This is a genomic window from Nocardioides imazamoxiresistens (genome assembly GCF_032378595.1).
Classification (GTDB): Bacteria; Actinomycetota; Actinomycetes; order Propionibacteriales; family Nocardioidaceae; genus Nocardioides; species Nocardioides imazamoxiresistens.
Window position 1 is genome coordinate 161666 of record NZ_JAVYII010000003.1, and the last position, 22672, is coordinate 184337.

Consider the following 22672-nt stretch of genomic DNA (forward strand, 5'->3'; position numbering starts at 1 on the left):
GCGACATGAGCCTGACCCTGACCGTGGACGGTCCGCGCTGGCGCGAGCACCTGCGCGCCTACACCGACGCCCACCCGGGCCTCGTCCCCGTGGCGAAGGGCAACGGGTACGGCCTGACGCTCGGCCGCCTCGCCCGCCGGGCCACCTGGCTCGGCGTCGACACCCTCGCGGTCGGCACCTACGACGAGCTCGGCGAGGTCGCCAACCGCTTCGAGGGCTCGCTGCTGGTGCTGACGCCGTGGCGTCCCTTCGGCACCCCGCTCGACCTCGCGCCGGGCAGCCCGCTGACCCGTCGCGTGATCCACACCGTGAGCCGGGTCGAGGACCTGCGGGCCCTCCTCGACCGCGACCCCGCGTCGCGGTTCGTCCTGGAGCGCACCACCTCGATGCTGCGCCACGGGCTCAGCGCGCGGGACCTGCGCGAGGCCGGCGCCCTGCTCGCGGAGCGGGGCGGCCTGGCCGGGCAGCTCGCCGGCGTCGCGCTGCACCTGCCGCTGGCCCAGGGCTCCCACCTCGGCGAGGTGCGCCGGCTGATGACTGACGTGGTCGCCGCCGACCTGGCCACGACCACGGTCTGGGTCAGCCACCTCTCCGACGCCGAGCTGGCGGCGCTGACGGCGCAGTACCCCGACTACACGTTCCGGCCCCGCGCCGGCACGGGCCTGTGGCTCGGCGACCGCAGCGCCCTGTCGGTCACCGCGACCGTGCTGGACGCCCACCCCGTCGAGCGCGGGGACGTCTTCGGCTACCGCGGGCGCTCCGTGCCCAAGCCGGGCACCATCCTGGTCGTCTCCGGCGGCACGGCGCACGGCATCGGGCTCGAGGCGCCCAGCGGCGACCTGTCGATGAAGGCCCGGGCGGCGACGCTGGCCCGCGGCGGTCTCGACGCGGTCGGCTTCGTGCGCTCGCCGTTCTCGATCGGCGGCAAGCAGCGGCTCTTCGCCGAGCCCCCGCACATGCAGGCCTCCATGCTCTTCGTGCCGAGCGGCGCGACCGTGCCGGCCGTCGGCGAGAGCGTGGACGTGCGGGTGCGCTACACCGCGACGACGTTCGACCGCGTCGTGGTCACCTGACGCTCGACGGGCATCCGCTCCTCGGCCACCGGGTCGGACGACGGGATCGCCACGTCGCGCACGACGAGCGCGGCCAGGCTGCCGAGCGCGACCAGGCGCAGCAGCGTCATCGCCGCCAGGGGGCCCTCGACGGGCGTCTCGCCCCGCACCAGCGCGCCGTCGGTCGTCCACCAGACGGTCGCGGCGTACGCGACCTCGACCAGCTGCCAGCCCAGCAGCGGGACCACCCGCGGCAGCGCCAGGACGGCGAACGGCAGCACCCACAGGGCCGCGGCCGGGCCGCCCCCCAGCAGCCCCACGGCCACCGCGACCACGAGCAGGCACACCTGCTCGAGGCGCACCGGCCGTGACCGGCGCCGCTGCGCGACCACGACCCCGACGGCCGCGGTCCAGACGAGGAGCACGACGAGCGCCACGAGCGGGTACGCCGGCACCTCGCCGCCGCGGACGGCCTCCACGACCGCGCGCACCGATCCCGGTGCCGCGGGCGCGTCGAACGCCGCGGCCCAGCCGGCCGCCCAGACGCCCGGGCCCGTCAGGACCGCGGGCAAGGACAGCGCGAGCCAGGTGCCGGCGGCCGACCCTGCCAGCGCGAGCACGTCGGGCAGCGCGCGGCGCGCCGCCACGACGGCGACCAGCACCGCCAGCAGCACGGCCCAGGCCGTCCAGGCGAACGTGAGCGCGCCACCGAGCATCACTCCGGCCGCCAGCCACCGGGAGCGGCGCGCGGCCAGGACCCCGCCGACGGCCAGGGCGACACCCACCAGCGAGAGGTCGACGAGCCCGGCGATCGCGACCACCGGGGCGGTCGCGACGAGGACGCCGTCCCACGGCCGCGAGGCGCGCCAGCGGCCCACGGCGACGACCAGCGCGACGAGGGCGCCCAGGACGAGCACGGCGGCCGCGCTCAGCGTCGCCGACGCCTCGGCGCGCACGTCGTCGTCGCGGTAGAGGTCCTCGACCGGCTGGCTGCCGCGCGCCGCCGCGGTGGTCTCGTCGGGACCGACGAGGTCGGCGAGCCCGGCGCGCACCAGGGTGAGACCCACCAGCGCGTGGTCGGGACCGGCGTCGTAGCGCACCACCGGCGAGCCCGGCTCGCGCGGCGCGGCGGTGTCGCCGACGGCGGAGCCGTACGGCCAGAGGTCCTGCGCACCGCCGTCCGCGACGTAGGTCGCGGGCAGCGCGGAGAAGCAGACCGGCGCGAAGCGCGACGAGTCGGCCTGCCAGCCGTCCTGCTCGCACCCGGCGCGCAGACCGGCGCCGACGAGGACCACGAGGCCCGCGACCAGCACCCCGACCAGCAGCGGCGCCCAGCGGCGGGGTCGGGCGAACCGACCGCCCGGCCCGCCGAGGACCCCGCTGAGCGCGGCGACGCCCGGGTCGTCGACCGAGGGCGCCACGCGGCGCGTCACGGGCGGGCTACTGCCCGTTGCCGGGGTCGGGCAGCAGGCCCGGCGGCTCCGTCTCGGGCGGGCCGGTGGTCTCGGGCGGGCCGGTGGTCTCCGGCGGCTCGGTCGGCTCGGTCGGCTCCGTGGGCTCGGTCGGCTGCGTCGGCTGCGTCGGCTCCGTCGTCTCGGTCTCGGTGGGCTCCGAGGTCTCCGTGGGCGTCGGCGTGCTCGGCGCCCGGTCCCGGGTCGGCGGCGGCGTGTAGTCGTCCGCGTTCGGCCGGTCGTTCTCGCCCTCGAGGAAGACCGGGTCCGGGAAGTCGAGCTCCTCGGTGCCCTCGAGCGCGCGCTCCATCACGGACGTCCAGGTGCGGGCCGGGAACGACCCGCCGAAGAACTCCGGCAGGAAGCCCTCGAGCTGCTGGCGGCCGTCTCCGCGGGTGTAGGTCACCGCGGTCGCGAGCTGCGGCGTGTAGCCGACGTACCAGGACGAGGAGACCTCGCCCTTGTCGTTGGTCGCCGTGCCCGTCTTGCCGGCCGCCGGCCGGTCGAGCGCCAGGGCCGCGCTGCCCGAGCCGCTCTGCACGACCTGCTGCAGCGCGTACGAGGTGTCGGCCGCGACGTCCTCGGAGATCGCGCGCTCCGGCGCGCTCTCGGCCTCGTACTTCACGGTGCCGAACCGGTCGGTGACCCGCTGCACCACGTGGACGGGGTTGTAGACGCCGCCGTTGGCGATGGAGCCGTACGCCGCCGCCATGTTGACCGCGCTGACGTCGCCCGAGCCGAGCGAGACGCCCAGGTTGGTGTCGAGCCCGCGCGAGTTCGTCGGGATGCCGAAGTCGCCGCCCTCGTTGGACGGCATGCCCAGCGCCTCGGCGGTGTCGAGGATCTTCTGCGGGCCGTCCTCCATCTCCTCGGCGAGCTCGAGGAAGGCGGTGTTGATGGAGTCCTCGGTCGCCCGCTCGAGCGTGACCCGGCCGTAGGACCGGTTGCCCTGGTTCTCGACCTCGCTGCCGTCGGCGGTCTCGTAGGGCGAGTTGCCGTCGAAGTAGTCACGCAGCGAGTAGCCGTTCTCGAGCGCCGCGGCGACCGCGAACGCCTTGAAGGTCGAGCCGGGCTGCACCAGCGCGGTGGACCAGTTGATCTGCGACTGCAGGTAGTCCTGGCCACCGTAGAAGCCGCGCAGCGCACCCGTCGACGGCTCGACCATCGCGACGCCGACGTGCAGGGAGTTCGCCGCGTTCTGCGCCTCGTCCTCGTTGTAGGGGAAGAAGCCCTCGGGGTACTCGTCCGCCACGCCCTGCTCGGCCGCGGCCATCGCCTGCGACGTCAGGGTCGTCTCGACCTGGAGGCCGCCGCCGTCGATCTCGTCGGCGCTGAAGCCGAGGGCCTCGAGCTCGTCGCGGACCAGCTTGAGGGCGTGGCCGCGCTGGCCGCCGTAGGTGTCCGACTCCTCGATCTCCGGGAAGGTCGGCAGCTCGGCCGCCGCGTCCGCGTCGTCCTGGCTGATGTCGCCGGCCTCGACCATGCCGGCGAGCACGTAGGCGTACCGGTTCTCCAGGTTGGTCCGGCCGGTCTCGGTGTCCGGGTTGTGCTTGGTCGGGTTGTTGATCACCGACGCGAGCACCGCGGCCTCGCCGAGGGAGAGGTCGCCGGCGGACTTCGCGAAGTACGCCTGCGAGGCGGCCTCGATGCCGTAGGCGCCGCGGCCGAAGTAGATGGTGTTGAGGTAGCCCTCGAGCACCTGCTCCTTGCTCAGCTGGCGCTGGATCTTCAGCGAGAGGATGGCCTCCTTCGCCTTGCGCGTCAGCGTGCGCTCCTGCGAGAGGTAGAGGATCTTCACGTACTGCTGGGTGATCGTCGACGCCCCCTGCGTCGCGTTCCCCGAGGCGTTGGAGAACGCCGCGCGCAGGATGCCGCGCGGGTCGATGCCCCGGTTCGTCCAGAAGGTGCGGTCCTCGGCGGCGACGACGGCGTCGCGCACCACCTCGGGCATCTCGTCGAAGGAGATCGACTCGCGGTTCTGCGTGGCGAAGGACCCGAGCTCCTGCTCGCCGCCCGCGTAGTAGATGTTCGTCGTCTGCGTCTGGAACGCCGCGTTGGGGTCGGGGATCTCGGTCGTCTGGTAGGCGACCACGAAGGTGCCGACGGCGATCAGCGCCAGGACGAGGAAGCTGGTCGTGCCCCACAGGAGGACGCGCTTCCACCAGGGGCGCTTCGGCCCCTTGTCCTTGCCCCGCGTCGTCCCCTTGCCCCGACCGGGACCGGAGGGACCGCCGGGACGGCCGGTGCCGGTGGCGCGACCGGGGCCGCTGCCGGCGCCGGTGGGGCGGCCGCCTCGCGGCGCTCCCGCGCCTGCGGCACCGGACCTCGGTGGGGTGCTCGGGCGGCGCCCGCCCGTGTCGGCGGGACCGTCTGCGCGTCGCTTTCCCGGCATCGTGGCCTGCTTCCTCCTGTGCTCGGTCGGCCACCGGGGGTGTGGCCAAACCCGGTCAAGGGTACGCAACGGCGCTGCGAGGCGGGCTTCCTCGAGGCAGACCCGCGCCCCGCGCGGGATCCCGGGCGTACGCGCGCATGCCGCGGCCACCCGTGGGACACCCCACGGTCGCGCCGACTTCACGTCTGCGGATATATCGCTACGATAGATCGCATGGCACGTCGTGCGGAGACCATCGAGCTGGCAGTCCTCGGACTGCTGCACGAGGCACCCATGCACGGCTACGAGCTCCGCAAGCGCCTCAACCTGATGCTCGGGTGGGGTCGCCTGCTGTCGTACGGCTCGCTCTACCCCGCGCTGAAGCGGATGCTGCGCACCGGCCTCATCACGGAGACCACGGTGTCCACGACACCGGTCACCCGCCGGCCGCGCATCGTCTACGAGGTGACGGAGGAAGGCAAGCTCGAGTTCAAGCGCCTCATGTCGGAGGTCGGCCCCGCAGCGTGGGAGGACGACACCTTCGGCATCCGGTTCGCCTTCTTCGGCCGCACGGACATGGAGATCCGTCTGCGCGTGCTGGAGGGCCGGCGCACCCGGCTGCAGGAACGTCTCGACCGCGTCCAGTCCGACCTGAGCCGCACCCAGAAGGAGGTCGACCGGTACGCGGTCGAGCTCCAGCGGCACGGGGTCGAGTCGGTCGAACGGGAGGTCCGTTGGTTGTCGGACCTCATCGACGCGGAGCGCGAGCGCCCGGCGGAGGCACCTGAAGACCTGTCCACACCAGGAGAAAGCAAGTAAGGAGAGAGCCCCATGGGTTCGGTTCGAGTAGCGATCGTGGGAGTGGGCAACTGCGCCACCTCCCTGATCCAGGGCGTCGAGTACTACAAGGACGCCGACCCCGCAGGCACCGTGCCGGGGCTCATGCACGTCGTCTTCGGTGACTACCACGTCTCGGACGTGGAGTTCGTCGCCGCCTTCGACGTCGACGCGAAGAAGGTCGGCTTCGACCTCGCGGAGGCCACGCAGGCGAGCGAGAACAACACCATCAAGATCTGCGACGTGCCCCCGCTGGGCATCACCGTGCAGCGCGGCCCGACGCTCGACGGCATCGGCAAGTACTACGCCGAGACCATCGAGGAGTCGGACGCCCCCGCGGTCGACGTCGTGCAGGTCCTCAAGGACACCAAGGCCGACGTCCTCGTCTCCTACCTGCCGGTGGGCTCGGAGGAGGCGGACAAGTTCTACGCGCAGGCCGCCATCGACGCGGGTGTCGCGTTCGTCAACGCGCTGCCCGTCTTCATCGCCTCGGACCCGGAGTGGGCCGAGAAGTTCCGCGTCGCGGGCGTCCCGATCGTCGGCGACGACATCAAGAGCCAGGTCGGCGCCACCATCACGCACCGCGTGATGGCGAAGCTGTTCGAGGACCGCGGCGTCACGCTGGACCGGACGTACCAGCTCAACGTCGGCGGCAACATGGACTTCAAGAACATGCTCGAGCGCGAGCGCCTGGAGTCGAAGAAGGTCTCGAAGACGCAGGCCGTCACGTCGAACCTGCACGGCTCGCTGGCCGGCAAGGTGCACGACAAGAACGTGCACATCGGCCCGTCGGACTACGTCGCGTGGCTCGACGACCGCAAGTGGGCGTACGTCCGCCTCGAGGGTCGCGCGTTCGGCGACGTTCCCCTGAGCCTCGAGTACAAGCTCGAGGTGTGGGACTCCCCGAACTCCGCCGGCATCATCATCGACGCGATCCGCGCGGCGAAGATCGCCAAGGACCGCGGCATCGGTGGCCCGATCATCTCCGCGTCGTCCTACCTCATGAAGTCGCCCCCGGTGCAGCTGCCGGACGACGAGGGCCGTCGTCGCGTGGAGGCGTTCATCCGCGGCGAGGAGTGACCTCCTCGCTCCGCAGGACCCACGCATGACCCACGCATGACGCGGAGGGCCGCACCCCGTCGGGGTGCGGCCCTCCGTCGTTTCCGGGGGTCGCGTCCGGTGACCTGCGACAGGGGCGCCGCGTCAGTCCTCGAGCCCGTCGAGGATCCCCTCGGCGAGCATCCGCTCCGCGAGCTCGACGAGCAGGTCCGGCGCCTCGGCCGCCGACGCCCCGCTGCCCTCCGCCGGCACCGGCACGACGGTGAGGAACCGGGCGTCGTCGACGGCCACGGTCAGGGCCGGGAAGCCCAGGTCGTCCAGGCTCGCCCCGGCCGCGCCCCGGACGTCGACGTCCTCGCCGCGCAGGTAGTCCTCCGCGTCCGGCAGCGGGATCCCGTCGACGACCAGGGTGCCGCCGTCAACGGTCTGGTACGAGCAGCGCACGGCCGCCGGCGTCGCGTGCGCCCGCGCTCCCGCCACCTCGCCGACCAGGGCGACCACCGTCGGGTCGTCCGCCGCGGGGCACGGGCCCGTCGGGCCCAGCAGCTCGACGTCGTCGAGCAGCGCCGGCGTGACCGCGTCGAGCAGCGCCGTGGCGATCTCCTCGGTCACCGCGGCGTCGAGCGTCGACGCCTCCGGTGCGTACGCCGTGGCGTTGCGCACCAGCACCGTGACGTCGCCCTCGCGCGCCACGAGGTGCTCGAGCACGCCGGACTCCGACGTCTCGAGCGTCCGGTACGCCTCGTCCCCCACCCCGTCGACCGGCTCGCGCCCGTCCGGCGCGTAGGCCGGCAGGTGCCCCGCGATGGACGGCTGGGTCCAGCCCAGGCCGTCGACCCGCACACCCACCTCCAGCAGGCCGCCGGGGTCGACGGCGCAGGCGACGAACGGCTGCTGCGCGATCAGCGTCTCCTGCGGGTCGGCCGCCTCCCAGTCGCGCGCCACCGGCGGCAGGAGGTCGCAGATCCGCGTCCCGGGCAGCGCAGCCCCGTCGTCGCGAGCGTCGGTCCCGCCCGACCCGCCGCCGCAGGCCGTGACCGCACCCAGGACGAGTGCGGCCACGGCGGCCACGGCGGCGCGCGTACCCCTCCTCATCGGCTCACGGGCATCAGCTCGTGGGGACCGGGGCCCACTCGTAGGCCTGGACCACCACGAACCCGGGGCCGGAGAAGACCTGCTGCAGCGCCTCGCCGGAGCCGCCCCGGATCAGCGAGCGCGCCGACATGCTGCTCTGCACGGTCGGCGAGAGGTTCGCGGACCAGCAGACGGCGGCGTCGGAGTCGACGTAGACCGGGCCCTGCGAGCAGTCGAGCACGGTGACGAGGCCGACCGCGACGATGGCCACCGTGCCGGTGCCGCCGAGCGTCGTGTTGAACAGGCCGCCGCTCATCATGCCCGCGCCCTTGGTGCGGTTGATGTCCCACTGCAGCGTCGTGTCGAAGGCGAGCAGGTTGCGGGCGTTGACGGAGATGCCCTCGTTCTCGAGGTGCATGAGGTTGATGTAGCCGGCCTGCTCGGCGAAGTAGACCTCGCCCTGGCCCGAGACGCGCATCAGCGACAGGTTCTCGCTGGTCACGATCTTCTTGGCGAGCTTGCCGATGCTGCCGGCGCTCTCGTGCTCGAACGAGACGTTGCCGCGGTAGGCGATCATCGAGCCCTTCGCGGCGAGCACGTCGGGCCCGAGACCGATGCGCAGCGTCTGGGAGTTCTGGAGGAGGTAACGCTCGTTGCTCTGCTTGGGCAGGTTCTCCTGCGCGAAGAGTTCGCTTCTCATGGCGCGCTCTCTTCCCCGCCGCGCGTGATCCACTCCTCGCGCGACGGGGATGTTCTCCCGTGGGTCAGGAGCGCTCGGCGGTCGCCTTGATCCGGCCCAGCGTGGCCTGCATGCCGGTGCGCAGCTCCTCGGTGAACTTCGGGACGCCGCCGAGGACGGTCCTGGTCAGGGTGCGCGAGAGGTTCGAGATGCCGTCGGGCGTCTCCCGCCGGTGCACGAGGCGGGTGCCGTCGGGGCCGGGCACGATGCGGAACGACCAGATCGTGCGGTTCTCCCGCACCCGGAAGGCGATCTCGTGCTGCGGGTCGAAGCGGACGACCTTGGCGGTCGTCGGCCAGACCTTCCAGCCCTGGTGGTTCACGTTGATCATGCTGGCGCCGAGCCGCACGCCGCCGGGCACGAAGGTGCGCACGACCTGGTCGCTGAACTCGGCCATCCGCGGCAGGTCGGAGACCAGCGCCCACACGGTGGCGGGGGTGGCGTCGACGACGACGCTCGCCTCGAGGTCGCTGGACGGGGTGGTCTGGCTCATGGCTGGCTCCGTACGCCGGGGACAACGGTCGCCGAGCACGCTACTGAACGGGCGTCAACAGGACAAGGCCCGCGGAGGTCAGGGCGTACGCGCGTCCCACCAGGCGCGCAAGGCGGCCTCGGCCGCTTCGGGGGTCTGCGGCCCCTCGTCCATGCGCAGCTCGAGGAGGAAGCGGTACGCCTCCCCGACCTCGCGGCCCGGCCCGATGCCCAGGATCGTCATGATCGCGTTGCCGTCGAGGTCGGGCCGGATCGCGTCCAGCTCCTCCTGCTCGGCCAGGACGGCGATGCGGGCCTCGAGGTCGTCGTAGGTGCGCCGCAGCCGGTCGGCCTTGCGCTTGTTGCGCGTGGTGCAGTCGGCCCGGGTGAGGATGTGCAGCCGCTCGAGCTGGTCGCCGGCGTCGCGCACGTAGCGGCGCACAGCGGAGTCGGTCCAGCCGCCGTCGCCGTAGCCGTGGAAGCGCAGGTGCAGCTCGACCAGCTTGCTGACCGCCTCGACCTGCTCGGTGGAGAAGCGCAGCGCCTTCATCCGCTTGCGGGTCAGCTTCGCGCCCACGACGTCGTGGTGGTGGAAGGTGACGGAGCCGTCGGAGAGGAAGCGGCGGGTGCGCGGCTTGCCGATGTCGTGGATCAGCGCGGCGAAGCGGACGACGAAGTCGGGGACCCCGGCGCCGTCCGGGCCGGCCAGCCGCTCCTCGAGGTCGATCGCCTGCTCGAGCACGGTCAGCGAGTGCTCGTAGACGTCCTTGTGCCGGTGGTGCTCGTCGCGCTCGAGCTGCAGCGCCGGCAGCTCGGGCAGCACCCGCTCGGCCAGCCCGGTCTCGACCAGCAGGGCCAGGCCGCGGCGCGGCTGCGGGGCGCAGACCAGCTTGACCAGCTCGTCGCGCACGCGCTCGGCGGAGATGACGTCGATGCGTTCGGCCATCGCGGTCATCGCGGCGACGACCTCGGGCGCGACGTCGAAGCCGAGCTGGGCGGCGAACCGGGCGGCGCGCATCATCCGCAGCGGGTCGTCGGAGAAGGAGTCCTCCGGGCGCCCGGGCGTGCGCAGCACCTGGTGGGCCAGGTCGACGATGCCGCCGAACGGGTCGTCGAAGCGCCGGTCGGGCAGCGAGACCGCCATGGCGTTGACGGTGAAGTCGCGGCGGCCGAGGTCGCCGGCGAGGTCGGTGCCGTAGGCGACCTCCGGCTTGCGCGAGTCGGGGCTGTACGCCTCGGAGCGGTAGGTGGTGATCTCCACCGTCCACTCGCCCTTGCGGCAGCCGATCGTGCCGAAGGCCCGACCGATGTCCCACACCGCGTCGGCCCAGCCCTTGACGAGGCGCTCGACCTCGTCGGGGTGCGCGGAGGTGGTCAGGTCCAGGTCGTCCTGCAGGCGACCGAGCATCGCGTCGCGCACCGGGCCGCCGACGAGGTGCAGGGTGTGGCCGGCGTCGGCGAAGCGGCGGCCCAGCTCGTCGACGACGGGCCCGATCCGGTCCAGCTCGGCGGCGACGCGCTCCTGCACCTGCGCCATCGACAGGTGGGCACCGGACGGCGGAGGCTCGGCAGGGGGGACGGACACGACCGTGCACTCTAGTTGCCCGACGCTGGCCTAGAGTCGTCGCCATGCTCGAGCCGGCCACCGGGGGGTGCCTCGCACGGCGCAGTGCCCGTGCGGCCCTGTTGCCGCTGGTCGTGCTGCTCGCGTTCCTGCTCGGGCTCCCGGCCGTCGCGGCCACCGCGAGCGCCGCCACGACGGGCGTACGCACGCCCGTCGGCGCGAACGCGGCCCAGGAGCCGGCGACGGACCCGCTCGTGGTGACGATCGACCGCGTGACACCGGACACGCTGGTCCTCTCGCCCGACGCCGTGGTCTCGGTCTCCGGCACGGTCACGAACGCCACCGACGAGACCTGGACGGACGTCCGGGTCTACCCGCTCACCTCCTCGTCCCCGATGACCTCGGGCCAGGAGCTCGACGACGCCGTCGCGGAGGACGCCGACACGTTCATCGGCGAGCGGCTCACCGACGAGGGGCTGTTCGACGACGCGATCACCCGCCTGCCGTCGGGGGAGACCCGCCGCTTCAGCCTCAGCGTGCCCGCGGACGCGCTCGAGATCAGCGGCGCCCCGGGGGTCTACTGGCTGGGCGTGCACGCGCTCGGCGCGACGGAGGAGGGGCGCACCGGCAACGCGGCCGGCAAGGCGCGCACCTTCCTGCCCGTCGTCGCCGAGGGCGCGACGACGCAGCCCGTGCCGACCACCGTCGTGGTCCCGCTGCGCGAGCCCGTCGCGTACACCTCCGACGGGTCCGTCGACGACACCGAGAAGTGGGAGGCCCTGCTCGGCGAGGGCGGCCGCCTGCGGGAGCTCGCGGACCTGGCGCTCGGCGGGTCCGCCTCGTCGGTCACCTGGCTGCTCGACCCCGCGCTCCTCGACGTGGCGCGCCGGCTGGCTGCCGGCAACCCCGCCCGGGACCTGGGCGCGGTCGAGGAGCCCGAGGAGACCGACGAGCCGGAGGCCGCCGACGAGCCCACGACCGCCGCCGGCGAGGACACCGACCTGCCCTCCCCGCCCGAGGACGACCCGCTCGCCACAGCGGCCGCCGAGTGGCTGGCCGACGTCCTCGCCGCGCTCGGCGAGGCCGACGTCCTCGCGCTGCCCTACGGCGACGTGGACGTCGCCGGGGCCGCGCAGCGCGGGCCGACCTCGTACGCCTGGGCGCGCACGCTGACCGCGCAGGCCCTCGAGCGGTACGCGCTCCCCGCGACGCCCGCGGTCGCCCCGCCCGCCGACGGCGTCACCGCCGAGGCCCTCGACATGGTCGAGGACGGGACGACGCTGCTGCTCCCCGACGACCGGCTGCCCGACGGCGCGCTGCCCGTCGGCGAGGTGCTCGGCGACCTCGGCGAGCTGCGGGTGGTCGCGACGGACAGCGCCACGGCCACCGGCGGTCCGGCGCCCGGCCCGCGGACGTCCGGCCTGCAGGTCCGCCAGCGGATCGTGGCCGAGACCGTCGTCGACGACCTGGTCGCGACCAGCAGCGAGGCGCGCGTCGTGGTGCTCCCCGCCTCCTGGGACCCCGACGGCGGCGGTCTGCCCGTCGACGGCGCGTCGGGCTCCGTGCTCGACGCCGAGCCGCTGTCGTCGCTGCGGGCGACGCCGGCGGAGGTCACCACCGAGGACGTGGTCGTCGCCGACCCGCCGGAGACGACCGTGCCCGGCGCGACGTTCCGCGCGGTCGGCGACCTGCTGGCGTCCGGCCAGGTGCTCGACCGCGTGCTGCCCGACACCGACCGCGTCAGCAGTGGGATCGCCCGCGAGGCGCTCCCGCAGCTCGGCTACGCGCACCGCGACGACGACGGCCGCTCGGCCGATGTCGCCGACGCGGCCGCCGACGTCGTGCGCGGCCTGCTCGCCCGGATCACCGTCGAGGCGCCCGCCTCCGTGACGCTGGCCAGCGAGTCCGGCCGGTTCAGCGTGCGGGTCGTGAACGGGCTGGAGCAGCCGGTCGAGATCGAGCTGCAGGGGGAGTCGCGCGACGGGGCGATCATCGCGCCGTCCGAGCCGCTGACCCTGCCGCCCGGCGGCAGCACGACCGTGCTCCTCGAGGCCGAGCTGCGGACGCTCGGCGTCTTCGACGTCGACGTGCTGGTCACCGACACGACGGGCGTGCCCCTCGGCGCCACCGCCGCCCTCCCGATCCGGTCGGCCGCCGTCAGCGACGTCATCTGGATCGTCATCGGCGTGGCCTTCGTGGTGCTCGTGGCCGCCTCCTCGCTGTGGATCCGACGTCGGCGCGCCGGCGCCGACGACGGCCCCGAGCCGGAGACCCGGGAGGCCTCTGCGTGAGCACCGAACCTCCCCCGGGCAAGCACGCGGCGCCCCGGCGTGGCTGGGCCGCGCTCCTCGGGCGACGCCGTCCGGCGCCACCCACCGAGCCACCCACCGAGCCGTCGCCCGAGCCGCCGACCGAGCCGCGCCCCACGTCCGTCCCCCCGGGCGTCCCGCCCAGCGAGCCGCTCGACGAGGCGGAGGGCCCGGACGGGGTCGACAAGCGCGTCCTGGGCTCGAGCGCCGTGATGGCGGCGGGCACGATCGTGTCGCGGCTCAGCGGCTACGTGCGCGGCATCCTGCTCGCGGCCGCGCTGGGCACGCAGATGCACGCCGACCTCTTCGCGATCGGCAACACGATCCCGAACATGGTCTACATCCTGCTGGCCGGCGGCGTCTTCAACGCCGTGCTGGTGCCGCAGCTGGTGCGGGCGATGAAGAACGACCCGGACGCGGGCGAGGCGTACGTCAACCGCATCGTCACGCTGTCGGTGCTCTTCCTCGGCACCGTGACGGTCGCGCTGGTGCTGGCCGCGCCGTGGGTGATGTCGCTCTACCTCGACAGCGACTTCAACTCGCCCGAGCTGGCCGCGCAGCGGGAGTCGGCGATCGACTTCGCGCGCTACTGCCTGCCGCAGGTCTTCTTCTACGGCATGTTCGTGCTCGTCGGGCAGATCCTCAACGCCCGCGGGAAGTTCGGCCCGATGATGTGGGCGCCGATCGCGAACAACGTCATCTCGGTCGTCGTCCTCGTCGTCTACCTCTTCGTCTTCGGCCCGGTCGCGAAGGACGACCTGAACTCGGCGTACTCCTCGTCGCAGGAGCTCGTGCTGGGCATCGGGTCGACGCTGGGCATCGTCGCGCAGCTGCTGATCCTGCTGCCGTTCCTGCGGGCCGCGGGGGTGCGCTACCGCCCGCGCTTCGACTTCGTCGGCACCGGCCTGGGCCGCACCTTCCGCCTCGCCGGCTGGACGATCGGCTTCGTCATCGTCAACCAGCTGGCGTACACCGTCGTCGTGCGCCTCGCGTCCTCCGGCACCTCGGCCGCGGCGGCCGAGGGCGAGCTGGGCACCGGCTACTTCGTCTACTCGCAGGCGTTCCTCATCATGATGGTGCCGCACTCGGTGGTGACCGTGTCGCTGATGACCGCGATCCTGCCGCGGCTGTCCGGTGCGGCCGCCGACCGCGACCTGCGTCGGGTGGCCAGCACGCTGGCCGGCACGCTGCGCACGACCCTGGCGTTCGTCGTGCCCGCCGTGACCCTCGTCGTGGTGGTCGCGGGCGACCTCGCGAACGTGATCTGGGGTTACGGCGCGGCCAGCGACTCGTTCGGGGTGTTCGTGCCCTCGCTGGTGCTGTTCGCCCCGGCGATGGTGCTGTTCACGATCCACTACTCGATGCTGCGCGGCTTCTACGCGCTCGAGCGCACCCGCACCGTCTTCTTCGTGCAGTGCCTCATCGCGACGGTCAACATCGGTCTCGCGGTGCTGCTGGTGCAGCGGGCGAACCTCTACGACACGGCGCCGGCGCTCGTGCTGGCCTACGGGCTGGCGTACGCGGTCGGCGCGCTCGTCTCGTACACCGTGCTCGGCCGGGCCCTCGGCGGCCTGCACACCGGTCGTTTCCTGCTGTTCTGGCTCAAGCTCCTGCCGACGGTCGCGGTGGCCGGCGGGATCGCGTGGCTGCTGCGCCTGCAGGTCGGCCCGGTGGTCCGCGACGACTCCTCGCCCCTCCAGGCGGCGCTCACCGCGGGCGGAGTCGGCGTGGTCTTCCTGCTCGTGCTGCTCCTGGTGGCCCGCCTCCTGCGTCTCGGCGAGGTCAACGAGGTCGTCTCGACCGTCACCCGTCGGCTGCGTCGGCGATGAGCCTCGCCGTCCGGGTTCGACGCGCATGGTCGTGGGCCTACGATGGCGAACGCGACCGGCCTCACCACCCAGGGCGTGGCGAGGCGAAGACGAAGGCAGCGACGAGGGGGTGCCATGCCGTCGACGATCCGCCCCGGTGACGTGCTCGCCGGCCGCTACCTGCTCATCGACCTCCTCAGCGAGTCGGGCGACGGTCGCTTCTGGCGGGCCCACGACCGCGTCCTGGCCCGGCACGTCGCCGTGCACGTCATCCCGACCGGCACGGCCCGCTCCGCGGAGCTGCTCGAGGCCGCGCGGGGCTGCGCCCGCCTGACCGACCGTCGCTTCCTGCGCGTGCTCGACGCCGAGGTCAAGGGCGACGCCTGCTACGTCGTCACCGAGTGGGGCACCGGCACCTCGCTGCAGCTGATGCTGGAGCACGCGCCCCTCGCTCCGCGGCGCGCCGCCTGGATGGTCGGCGAGGTCGGCGGCGCGATGTCGGCCGCCCACGCGGTCGGCATCACCCACGGCCGTCTCGTGCCGGAGAACGTCCTCGTCGACCTGTCCGGCACCGTCCGGATCGTCGGCGCCCAGGTCGACGCCACCCTCAAGGGCCTGCCGCGCGCCAGCGAGTCCGACGACGTCCGCGAGCTGGTCGGCCTGCTCTACGCGGGCCTCACCGGCCGCTGGCCGGGCCGCTCGCCCTCGGCGATGCCCGCGGCGCCGCTCGAGGGCGGCCGGGTGCTGCGCCCGCGCCAGGTGCGCGCCGGCATCCCCCGCGCGCTCGACGAGCTGTGCGACGACATCCTCAACTCCACGACCCCGCCGCGGGCGCCGTTCGACCTCACGACGGCCCGGGGCGTGGCGGACTACCTGCGGGAGTACGTCGGCGACCCCGCCAGCATGGCCGCCGCGGAGGCCGAGCGCGGTTCCACCGCGACCGGCCAGTTCCCCCCGGTGCCCCGGGAGCTCCTCACCCCGAGCCCCCCGGTCCTGCCGCACGACGCCCGTCCGTCCCGGCCGACGCCGGCGACGGACGAGGCGCACACGAAGGGCGACTCGGTGAAAGACCCCCTGAACGACCCTCTGGACGACCCGCTCCCCGACCCCGAGGACGCGGAGCGCACCCGGGAGCGGATCCGCGTGCAGGAGCGGCCCGGTGCCGCCGGTGCCGCCGGCGCTGCGGCCGCGGGCGCGGCCGGTGCCGCCGCGGGTGCTGCGGCCGCCGAGAGCGCGGCGAGCGGGTCCGACGAGGGCGCCGGAGCCGCCGCGAGCGGTGAGGCGGGGCGTACCAAGGTGCGCGCCCGCGCCGCCGACACCGCCGACGTGCCGGGCGACGTGCCGACCCAGGCCGGTGTGCCGATCTTCGAGGACGGCTCCGAGGACGTCGGCTGGCTGGCACGGCAGTCCGAGAAGCCGCCGCCGCCCCCGGACTTCGAGGAGCCGCCGGAGCGGCCCCTCTTCGCCCAGGAGACCCCCGAGCAGGCCGAGGCGCGCCGGCGCGCCCAGGAGCTCGTCGGCCCGGCTCCGTCGGAGGAGTTCTGGCCCTGGGCGACGAACCACACGAACAGCGCCGTGATCCCGCACCCCGTGCGCGACCCGGGCGCGCGGCGCCGTGACGCGCCGGGGAGGACGTGGCTGCAGCTGGCCGGTTTCCTCGGCGCGCTGGTGGCCCTGCTGCTGGTGGTCGTGGTCGCCTACCAGGTGTTCGCGCCCGACGGCGGCTCCGACTCCGAGGGCAGCACGGGCTCCAGCTCGGCTCCCGGCGGCCCGTCCTCGACGGCGACGACGGGCCAGGAGGTCACCGGGCTCACCGGCACGGCGCTGGACCCGGAGCCCGCCGGCAACGGCGAGGAGAACGACGACCAGGTCCCGAACGCCTTCGACGGCGACCCGTCGACGGCCTGGTCGACGCTGACCTACCGCCAGCAGTTCGGCCCCAGCGGCCTCAAGGAGGGCGTCGGCGTGGTCGTCGACCTCGGCGAGGCCCGGGCGCTGTCCTCCGCGAACGTGGTCTTCGACGGCGGCCCGACGTCGGCCAGCTTCTTCGTCTCGGCCGAGCCGCCCACCGACGTCGCCGACCTCGAGCCGACCGCGACGGTCGAGGACGCTCAGCAGGACGCCCAGGTCGACCTCGGCGGTGCCCAGGGGCGCTACCTGACCGTCTGGCTGACCTCCCTGCCGTCCGTCTCCGACGGTTTCCGCGGTGGCGTCGCCGAGGTGCGGGTCTTCGAGTGAGCCCGGGCCGGTGAGCGCGGGGCCGCCCGACGACGCGGCGCTCCTGCGCGCGCACGTCGCCGGGGACCCCGCCGCCTTCGGCCAGCTGTTCGCCCGGCACCGCGACCGCCTGTGGGCCGTCGCCCTCCGCACCACCGGCAACCCGGAGGACGCCGCCGACGGCCTCCAGGACGGCATGGTCGCCGCGTTCCGGCGGGCCGGGTCGTTCCGTGGGGACGCGGCCGTCACGACCTGGCTGCACCGCGTCGTGGTCAACGCCTGCCTCGACCGGCTCCGCGCGGCGAAGGTCCGGGCCGCCGACGCGCTGCCCGACGACCTCGACGAGAGTGCCCGACGCGGCGCCCTCGTGCGCGCGGACGGCGCCGGTACGCCCGTGGACCCGGCCGACGACGTGGTGGCGGCAGAACGGCGTACGCGTGTCCTCACCGCCCTGCGCACCCTCCCCGCCGAGCAGCGGGCGGCGCTCGTCCTCGTCGACATGGAGGGCTACTCCGTCGCGGAGGCCGCCGAGATCCTCGAGTGCGCCACCGGCACCGTGAAGTCGCGCTGCTCCCGCGGCCGGGCGCGGCTCGCCGGCGAGCTCGCCGACCTGCTGCCCGCCACCGACCCCGGGGCCGTGCACCCGGACGGCGGGAACCAGGACGGCACGTCCGCCGTCCCATCCCCACGGGCACCGCGCGGACCACCGACGCCGTAGGACCGTTCGCGCACCGACCCAGCCCACCCCCCGAGGAGGTGAGATGCCCCCCGACCAGCCCCAGCAGCCCGACCGGCCGCTCGATCCCGCCACCGACGAGGCGGTCGCCCGCCTGCTCCGCGAGGCCCGCGCCGACGAGCCCGTGCCGGACGCCGTGGCGTCCCGCCTGGACGCGGCGCTCGCTGACCTCGTGGCAGAGCGGGCAGCAGCGCCGCCCGACCCCTCGACCCGGGTGGCGTCGCCCCCGCCGCCCCACGCGCTCCCGCCCCCGGTCTCCCTGGCCGCACGCCGCCACCGGCGTCGCACCGGCCTCCTGCTGGCCGCAGCCGCGGTGGTGGCGGTCGGTGCCGTGGGCGTCGTCCTGCCCCAGCTGGACCTCAGCGGGAACGAGGACTCCACGGGCGGCTCCGCCGAGCAGCTCGACGAGGCGCCCGAGTCCGCGCCCAGCCCCGGCGACGGCGCGGGAGCCCAGTCGGAGGACCAGTCGGAGGGCCAGTCGGAGGACCAGCCCGGGCGGGGCGACGACTCCGGCGGTGACGGCGCCGAGCCGCCGGCGGCTCCGGCCCTCCCGCCCACCTCCGCCGGCACCCTGGTCGACGGGTCCGCCACCCCGCTGCGCGCGGGGTCGCTCGACGCCGACGCGGCGGCCGCGGTGGCGGGCGTACGCGCCTCCCCCGACGTCGTCCGGGACGCCCGGGCGGAGCAGTGCGGGGCCGTGACGCTGCGTGACGAGGTGGGTGTGGTGACCACCTACGAGGGTGAGCTGGTCGTGCTCGTGGTGCCCACCTCGGGCTCCGGGGGCGACCTGCCGGTCGTGTCCTGCGCGAGCGGGGAGGAGATCGCCTCGGCGTCCGTGCGGTGAAGGGAATCGTCCTCACCTACGATCGGTTGACGAGAGCGTGGCGCCGCGCCACGCATCCCCGAGCCAGCAGGAGCAGTCCCGCCATGAGCGACCAGAGCAGCACCGAGCCCCGCAACGTGATCGTCATCGGGTCGGGCCCGTCGGGCTACACGGCCGCGGTCTACGCCGCCCGGGCGGCGCTCGAGCCGCTGGTGTTCGAGGGGTCCGTCACCGCCGGCGGCGCGCTGATGAACACGACCGAGGTCGAGAACTTCCCCGGCTTCCGCGACGGCATCATGGGCCCCGCGCTCATGGACGAGATGCGCGCGCAGGCCGAGCGCTTCGGCGCCGAGCTGATCCCCGACGACGTCGTGTCCGTCGACCTGTCCGGTGACGTCAAGGTCGTGCGTACGGAGACCGAGACCTACACGGCCCGCTCGGTCGTGCTGGCGATGGGCTCCGGCTACCGCCGCCTCGGCCTCGAGGGCGAGGACCTGTACTCCGGCAAGGGCGTCTCGTGGTGCGCGACCTGCGACGGGTTCTTCTTCCGCGACCAGGAGATCGCGGTCGTCGGCGGCGGCGACTCCGCCGTCGAGGAGGCGACCTTCCTGACCCGCTTCGCGAAGAAGGTGTACCTGATCCACCGCCGCGACGAGCTGCGCGCCTCCGCGATCATGGTCGAGCGCGCCCGCGCCGACGAGAAGCTGGAGTTCGTGTGGAACTCCGAGGTCACCGAGATCCAGGGCGGCGACAAGCTCGAGGGCGTCACGCTGCGCGACACCGTCACCGGCGACACCCGGCAGCTGCCGGTCACCGGCCTGTTCATCGCGATCGGCCACGACCCGCGCTCGGAGCTGCTGACCGGCCAGGTCGACCTCGACGACGAGGGCTACGTGCAGGTGCGCCACCCCTCGACCGCGACGAACGTGCCCGGCGTGTTCGCCGCCGGCGACCTGGTGGACCACCACTACCGCCAGGCGATCACCGCCGCGGGCACCGGCTGCGCCGCCGCCCTCGACGCCGAGCGCTACATCGCCGACCTCGACCACTCCGCCGCCACGGCGGCCGAGGCCCAGGACGCGGTCGCGACCGAGGCGGCCGTCTCCGAGACCGTGCAGGCCGCCGGACTCTGACGCGCTGCGCCCGCGGAATCATCCCGCGGGCGTCGACGTTCTCCCCCTACGCACGCACCGGGGCCCGGCCCCGGACCACCAACGAGAGGAACGCATCGTGGCCGACATCGCCGCCGTGACCGACGCCGAGTTCGAGGCGCAGGTCCTGAAGTCCGACAAGCCCGTCCTCGTGGACTTCTGGGCCGAGTGGTGCGGCCCGTGCCGCCAGGTCTCCCCGATCCTGGACGAGCTCGCCAAGGAGCACGGCGAGAAGATCACGTTCGTGAAGCTCAACGTGGACGAGAACCCGGTGACGCCCAGCACCTACCGCGTCACGGGCATCCCGACCCTGAACGTCTACCAGGGCGGCGAGGTCGTCAAGACGATCGTCGGCGCGAAGCCGAAGGCCGCGCTGCTGCGCGAGCTGGAGCCGTTCATCGGCGCCTGAGCCACGGCGTACGCCACGAAGGGCCCGGAACCGGTCGGTTCCGGGCCCTTCGTCGTCCCCGCGGTCCGCGTCGTCCGCGGCGCGCTACAGTCGGGCGTCCTCGCAGCCGGAGTCCCGGAGGTTGTTCGTGCTCGACCTGACCTACCCCGTCGTCATCGGCACCGCGAAGCTGTCGTTCCGTCTGCTGGGGCAGCGCTTCCAGATGACCGGGACGGAGCACGTGCCCCGGACCGGCGGCGTGCTGCTCGCGGTGAACCACGTCGGGTACGTCGACTACGTCTACGGCGGCCTGGCGGCGAACCCGTCGAAGCGCTACGTGCGGTTCATGGCGAAGCGCGAGATCTTCGACAACCCCGTGGGCGGTCCCGTGATGCGCTCCTTCCACCACATCGAGGTCGACCGCGGCGACGGCGCGGCCTCGGCCGCGACCGCGGTCGACTACCTGCGCCGGGGCGAGGCCGTCGGCATCTTTCCCGAGGCGACCATCTCGCGATCGTTCGAGATCAAGGACATCAAGACGGGGGCGGTACGCATCGCGGCCGAGGCCGGCGTGCCCCTGCTGCCCGTCGTGCTGTTCGGCACGCAGCGGATCTGGACCAAGGACCACCCGCGGGACTTCTCCCGCGGCACGACGATCGGCGTGCACGTCGGGGAGCCGCTCCACCCGACGGGAGCCAACGCCGTCGCCGAGACGGCCCAGCTGCGCGAGGCGATGAAGGGCCTGCTCGACCGCGCGGTGGACCAGTACCCAGCCGACGAGAAGCCGCCCGGCGCCTGGTGGATCCCCGCTCGCCTCGGCGGCGGTGCACCGACGCCCGAGGAGGCCGACCGCCTCGACGCCGAGGAGAAGCGCGAGCGGGCGGCCAAGCGTGCCGCCGCCCGCGCCGCGAAGAAGCGCTGACCGCAACGATCTAGCGCTTTGTCGACAAAGCGCTAGATCAACTTGTCGGTGCGATTGCGCGGGTCCATCACGTCGACGATGCGCTGCAGGTCCTCCATCGTCGCGAACTCCACGGTGATCCGGCCCTTGCTCTTGCCCAGGTCGACCTTGACGCGCGTCTCGAAGCGGTCGGAGAGCCGGTCGGCGAGGTCCGTGAGGCCCGGGGCGGACGGCTTGGCCGAGCGGCGGCGTGGGGGTGCCCCCGTCTCCTCGCCCAGGGCGACGATCTCCTCCAGGGCCCGCACGCTGATGCCCTCCGCGACCACCCGCTGGGCCAGGCGATCCTGCGCCTCGCCGTCCGGCACGGCGAGCAGCGACCGGGCGTGGCCCGCCGACAGCACACCGGCGGCCACGCGGCGCTGGACCGCCGGACCCAGCCGGAGCAGGCGCAACGTGTTGCTGATCTGCGGCCGTGAACGTCCGATCCGCCGGGCGAGCTCCTCGTGCGTGCACGCGAAGTCCTCCAGGAGCTGCTGGTAGGCGGCCGCCTCCTCCAGGGGGTTGAGCTGGGAGCGGTGGAGGTTCTCCAGGAGGGCGTCCCGCAGCATCGCGGTGTCCTCGGTCTCCCGCACGATCGCCGGGATGACGTCGAGACCGGCCTCCTGGGTCGCGCGCCACCGGCGCTCGCCCATGATCAGCTCGTACTCGTCGGGGCCGGTGCGCCTCACGACCACCGGCTGCAGCAGGCCGATCTCGCGGATGGAGAAGACGAGCTCCGCCATCGCGTCCTCGTCGAAGACCTGTCGCGGCTGGCGCGCGTTGGGACGGATCTGCGTCACGGGCAGCTCGGCGAAGTACGCGCCGTCCACCGGCGCGAGCTCCGAGCCACCCCCCGGCGCGGTCGGGGCGGGGCCAGAAGTGCCGTCGCCGCGCTGGTTCGACGTGGAACCGTCCTCGGTGCCGTCGGTCGTGCCGGTCGGCGGCAGCGGTGCCTCCGGAGCGGTCGGGATCAGCGATCCCAGGCCGCGACCCAGTCCCCGGCGGGGTGCCTGCTTGCTCACGCCTTCACCCCCCGCTGCGCGATCTCGCGCGCAGCCTCCAGGTACGCCCGGGCTCCCGGCGAGCCCGGGTCATAGGTCATCACGGTCTGCGCGTACGACGGTGCCTCGCTGACCCGCACCGACCGGGGGATCATCGTGTCCAGCACCTGCGCCCCGAAGTGCTCACGGACCTCTTCGGCGACACCGGAGGCCAACCGGGTGCGGCCGTCGTACATCGTCACCAGGATGCTGGAGATGCGCAGGTCGTGGTTGAGGTGCTGACGCACCATCTCCACGGTCTCCAGCAGCTGCCCGAGGCCCTCGAGCGCGTAGTACTCCGCCTGGATCGGGATCATCATCTCCTGGGCCGCGACGAGCGCGTTCAGCGTGAGGAGCCCCAGGGACGGCGGGCAGTCGACGATGACGAAGTCGTACCGGTCCTCGCCGGCCTCGGCCCCGCCGACGCCCGGGTGCGCCTTGATCGCCTTGCTCAGGCGGTTCTCCCGCGCCACGACGCTGACCAGCTCGATCTCGGCGCCGGCGAGGTCGATGGTCGCCGGCACGACGTCCAGCCCGGGGACCTCGGCGCACGGCTGCACGACGTCGGCGAGAGGAGTGCCCTCGACGAGGAGGTCGTACGTGGACGGCGTGCCGCGGTGGTGGTCGATGTCGAGCGCCGTC

Annotated in this window: 19 protein-coding genes; 11 read left to right on the forward strand and 8 right to left on the reverse strand. The window is 73.8% G+C overall.

What is annotated here, in order from left to right; genetic code table 11:
- The first annotated feature begins 5 nt into the window (after positions 1 to 5).
- A complete protein-coding gene (locus RDV89_RS07700) occupies positions 6 to 1073 on the forward strand; it encodes an alanine racemase (protein ID WP_315732379.1) in 1068 nt (355 codons plus the stop codon).
- On the opposite strand, the gene RDV89_RS07705 is transcribed toward RDV89_RS07700, so the two are convergent.
- Positions 1034 to 2485 (reverse strand): glycosyltransferase family protein, encoded by a 1452-nt coding sequence (locus RDV89_RS07705; RefSeq protein ID WP_315732380.1) that lies wholly within the window; start codon positions 2483 to 2485, stop codon positions 1034 to 1036. The two genes, RDV89_RS07700 and RDV89_RS07705, sit on opposite strands and share 40 nt — an antisense overlap.
- A gap of 7 nt (positions 2486 to 2492) precedes the next feature.
- A complete protein-coding gene (locus RDV89_RS07710) occupies positions 2493 to 4895 on the reverse strand; it encodes a transglycosylase domain-containing protein (RefSeq protein ID WP_315732381.1) in 2403 nt (800 codons plus the stop codon).
- Positions 4896 to 5108: 213 nt separating this feature from the next.
- Here RDV89_RS07710 and RDV89_RS07715 point away from each other — a divergent pair, with 213 nt between their 5' ends.
- Both RDV89_RS07715 and RDV89_RS07720 read left to right on the forward strand, forming a co-directional pair.
- The gene (locus RDV89_RS07715) at positions 5109 to 5693 is read left to right on the forward strand and encodes a PadR family transcriptional regulator (protein WP_315732382.1); all 585 of its coding nucleotides are present in this window, start codon (positions 5109 to 5111) and stop codon (positions 5691 to 5693) included.
- Positions 5694 to 5705: 12 nt separating this feature from the next.
- Positions 5706 to 6791 carry an inositol-3-phosphate synthase gene (locus RDV89_RS07720; RefSeq protein WP_315732383.1) on the forward strand — a complete coding sequence of 362 codons (1086 nt, stop codon included), beginning with the start codon at positions 5706 to 5708 and terminating at the stop codon, positions 6789 to 6791.
- Between the two features lie 123 nt (positions 6792 to 6914).
- On the opposite strand, the gene RDV89_RS07725 is transcribed toward RDV89_RS07720, so the two are convergent.
- The 4 genes from RDV89_RS07725 to RDV89_RS07740 all read right to left on the reverse strand — a co-directional run bounded on the left by RDV89_RS07725 (position 6915) and on the right by RDV89_RS07740 (position 10591).
- On the reverse strand, positions 6915 to 7841 hold the full coding sequence (locus RDV89_RS07725; RefSeq protein WP_315732384.1) for a hypothetical protein: 927 nt from the start codon (positions 7839 to 7841) through the stop codon (positions 6915 to 6917).
- 37 nt (positions 7842 to 7878) lie between these two features.
- Positions 7879 to 8544 (reverse strand): AIM24 family protein, encoded by a 666-nt coding sequence (locus RDV89_RS07730; RefSeq protein ID WP_315732385.1) that lies wholly within the window; start codon positions 8542 to 8544, stop codon positions 7879 to 7881.
- Between the two features lie 64 nt (positions 8545 to 8608).
- Positions 8609 to 9076, reverse strand: a complete 468-nt coding sequence (locus tag RDV89_RS07735) for an SRPBCC family protein (RefSeq protein WP_315732386.1) — start codon at positions 9074 to 9076, stop codon at positions 8609 to 8611.
- Positions 9077 to 9154: 78 nt separating this feature from the next.
- Positions 9155 to 10591, reverse strand: a complete 1437-nt coding sequence (locus tag RDV89_RS07740) for a CCA tRNA nucleotidyltransferase (protein ID WP_315732707.1) — start codon at positions 10589 to 10591, stop codon at positions 9155 to 9157.
- 92 nt (positions 10592 to 10683) lie between these two features.
- Between RDV89_RS07740 and RDV89_RS07745 the strand changes: the two genes are divergently transcribed.
- The 8 genes from RDV89_RS07745 (at position 10684) to RDV89_RS07780 (ending at position 20972) form a co-directional block, all read left to right on the forward strand.
- Entirely contained in the window at positions 10684 to 12909 is a 2226-nt protein-coding gene (locus RDV89_RS07745; protein WP_315732387.1) for a DUF6049 family protein, read from the forward strand.
- A complete protein-coding gene (gene murJ / locus RDV89_RS07750) occupies positions 12906 to 14756 on the forward strand; it encodes a murein biosynthesis integral membrane protein MurJ (protein ID WP_315732388.1) in 1851 nt (616 codons plus the stop codon). The genes RDV89_RS07745 and murJ overlap by 4 nt, the downstream gene beginning before the upstream one ends.
- 114 nt (positions 14757 to 14870) lie before the next feature.
- Complete coding sequence (locus RDV89_RS07755) at positions 14871 to 16973, forward strand: protein kinase family protein (protein WP_315732389.1); 2103 nt, start codon at positions 14871 to 14873, stop codon at positions 16971 to 16973.
- A gap of 10 nt (positions 16974 to 16983) precedes the next feature.
- Positions 16984 to 17670, forward strand: coding sequence for an RNA polymerase sigma factor SigM (gene sigM, locus RDV89_RS07760; protein ID WP_315732390.1), 687 nt, complete (start codon positions 16984 to 16986; stop codon positions 17668 to 17670).
- 43 nt (positions 17671 to 17713) lie between these two features.
- On the forward strand, positions 17714 to 18532 hold the full coding sequence (locus tag RDV89_RS07765) for a hypothetical protein (protein WP_315732391.1): 819 nt from the start codon (positions 17714 to 17716) through the stop codon (positions 18530 to 18532).
- Positions 18533 to 18615: 83 nt separating this feature from the next.
- Positions 18616 to 19644, forward strand: coding sequence for a thioredoxin-disulfide reductase (trxB, locus tag RDV89_RS07770; RefSeq protein ID WP_315732392.1), 1029 nt, complete (start codon positions 18616 to 18618; stop codon positions 19642 to 19644).
- Positions 19645 to 19741: 97 nt separating this feature from the next.
- Complete coding sequence (gene trxA / locus RDV89_RS07775; RefSeq protein ID WP_315732393.1) at positions 19742 to 20071, forward strand: thioredoxin; 330 nt, start codon at positions 19742 to 19744, stop codon at positions 20069 to 20071.
- Positions 20072 to 20198: 127 nt separating this feature from the next.
- Positions 20199 to 20972, forward strand: a complete 774-nt coding sequence (locus tag RDV89_RS07780) for a lysophospholipid acyltransferase family protein (RefSeq protein ID WP_315732394.1) — start codon at positions 20199 to 20201, stop codon at positions 20970 to 20972.
- Between the two features lie 32 nt (positions 20973 to 21004).
- Here the strand turns inward: RDV89_RS07780 and RDV89_RS07785 are convergent, their stop codons facing one another.
- Positions 21005 to 22012 (reverse strand): ParB/RepB/Spo0J family partition protein, encoded by a 1008-nt coding sequence (locus tag RDV89_RS07785; RefSeq protein ID WP_315732395.1) that lies wholly within the window; start codon positions 22010 to 22012, stop codon positions 21005 to 21007.
- Positions 22009 to 22672: ParA family protein (locus RDV89_RS07790; protein ID WP_315732396.1), on the reverse strand; the 664-nt coding region annotated here is incomplete at its 5' end. The genes RDV89_RS07790 and RDV89_RS07785, both read right to left, overlap by 4 nt.

Coding starts and splice junctions, on each gene's coding strand:
- RDV89_RS07700 (WP_315732379.1), top strand. CDS start 6: ATGAGCCTGACCCTGACCGTGGACGGTCCGCGCTGGCGCGAGCACCTG.
- RDV89_RS07710 (WP_315732381.1), bottom strand. CDS start 4,895: ATGCCGGGAAAGCGACGCGCAGACGGTCCCGCCGACACGGGCGGGCGC.
- RDV89_RS07715 (WP_315732382.1), top strand. CDS start 5,109: ATGGCACGTCGTGCGGAGACCATCGAGCTGGCAGTCCTCGGACTGCTG.
- RDV89_RS07720 (WP_315732383.1), top strand. CDS start 5,706: ATGGGTTCGGTTCGAGTAGCGATCGTGGGAGTGGGCAACTGCGCCACC.
- RDV89_RS07730 (WP_315732385.1), bottom strand. CDS start 8,544: ATGAGAAGCGAACTCTTCGCGCAGGAGAACCTGCCCAAGCAGAGCAAC.
- RDV89_RS07735 (WP_315732386.1), bottom strand. CDS start 9,076: ATGAGCCAGACCACCCCGTCCAGCGACCTCGAGGCGAGCGTCGTCGTC.
- RDV89_RS07740 (WP_315732707.1), bottom strand. CDS start 10,591: ATGGCGCAGGTGCAGGAGCGCGTCGCCGCCGAGCTGGACCGGATCGGG.
- RDV89_RS07745 (WP_315732387.1), top strand. CDS start 10,684: ATGCTCGAGCCGGCCACCGGGGGGTGCCTCGCACGGCGCAGTGCCCGT.
- RDV89_RS07755 (WP_315732389.1), top strand. CDS start 14,871: ATGCCGTCGACGATCCGCCCCGGTGACGTGCTCGCCGGCCGCTACCTG.
- RDV89_RS07765 (WP_315732391.1), top strand. CDS start 17,714: ATGCCCCCCGACCAGCCCCAGCAGCCCGACCGGCCGCTCGATCCCGCC.
- trxB (WP_315732392.1), top strand. CDS start 18,616: ATGAGCGACCAGAGCAGCACCGAGCCCCGCAACGTGATCGTCATCGGG.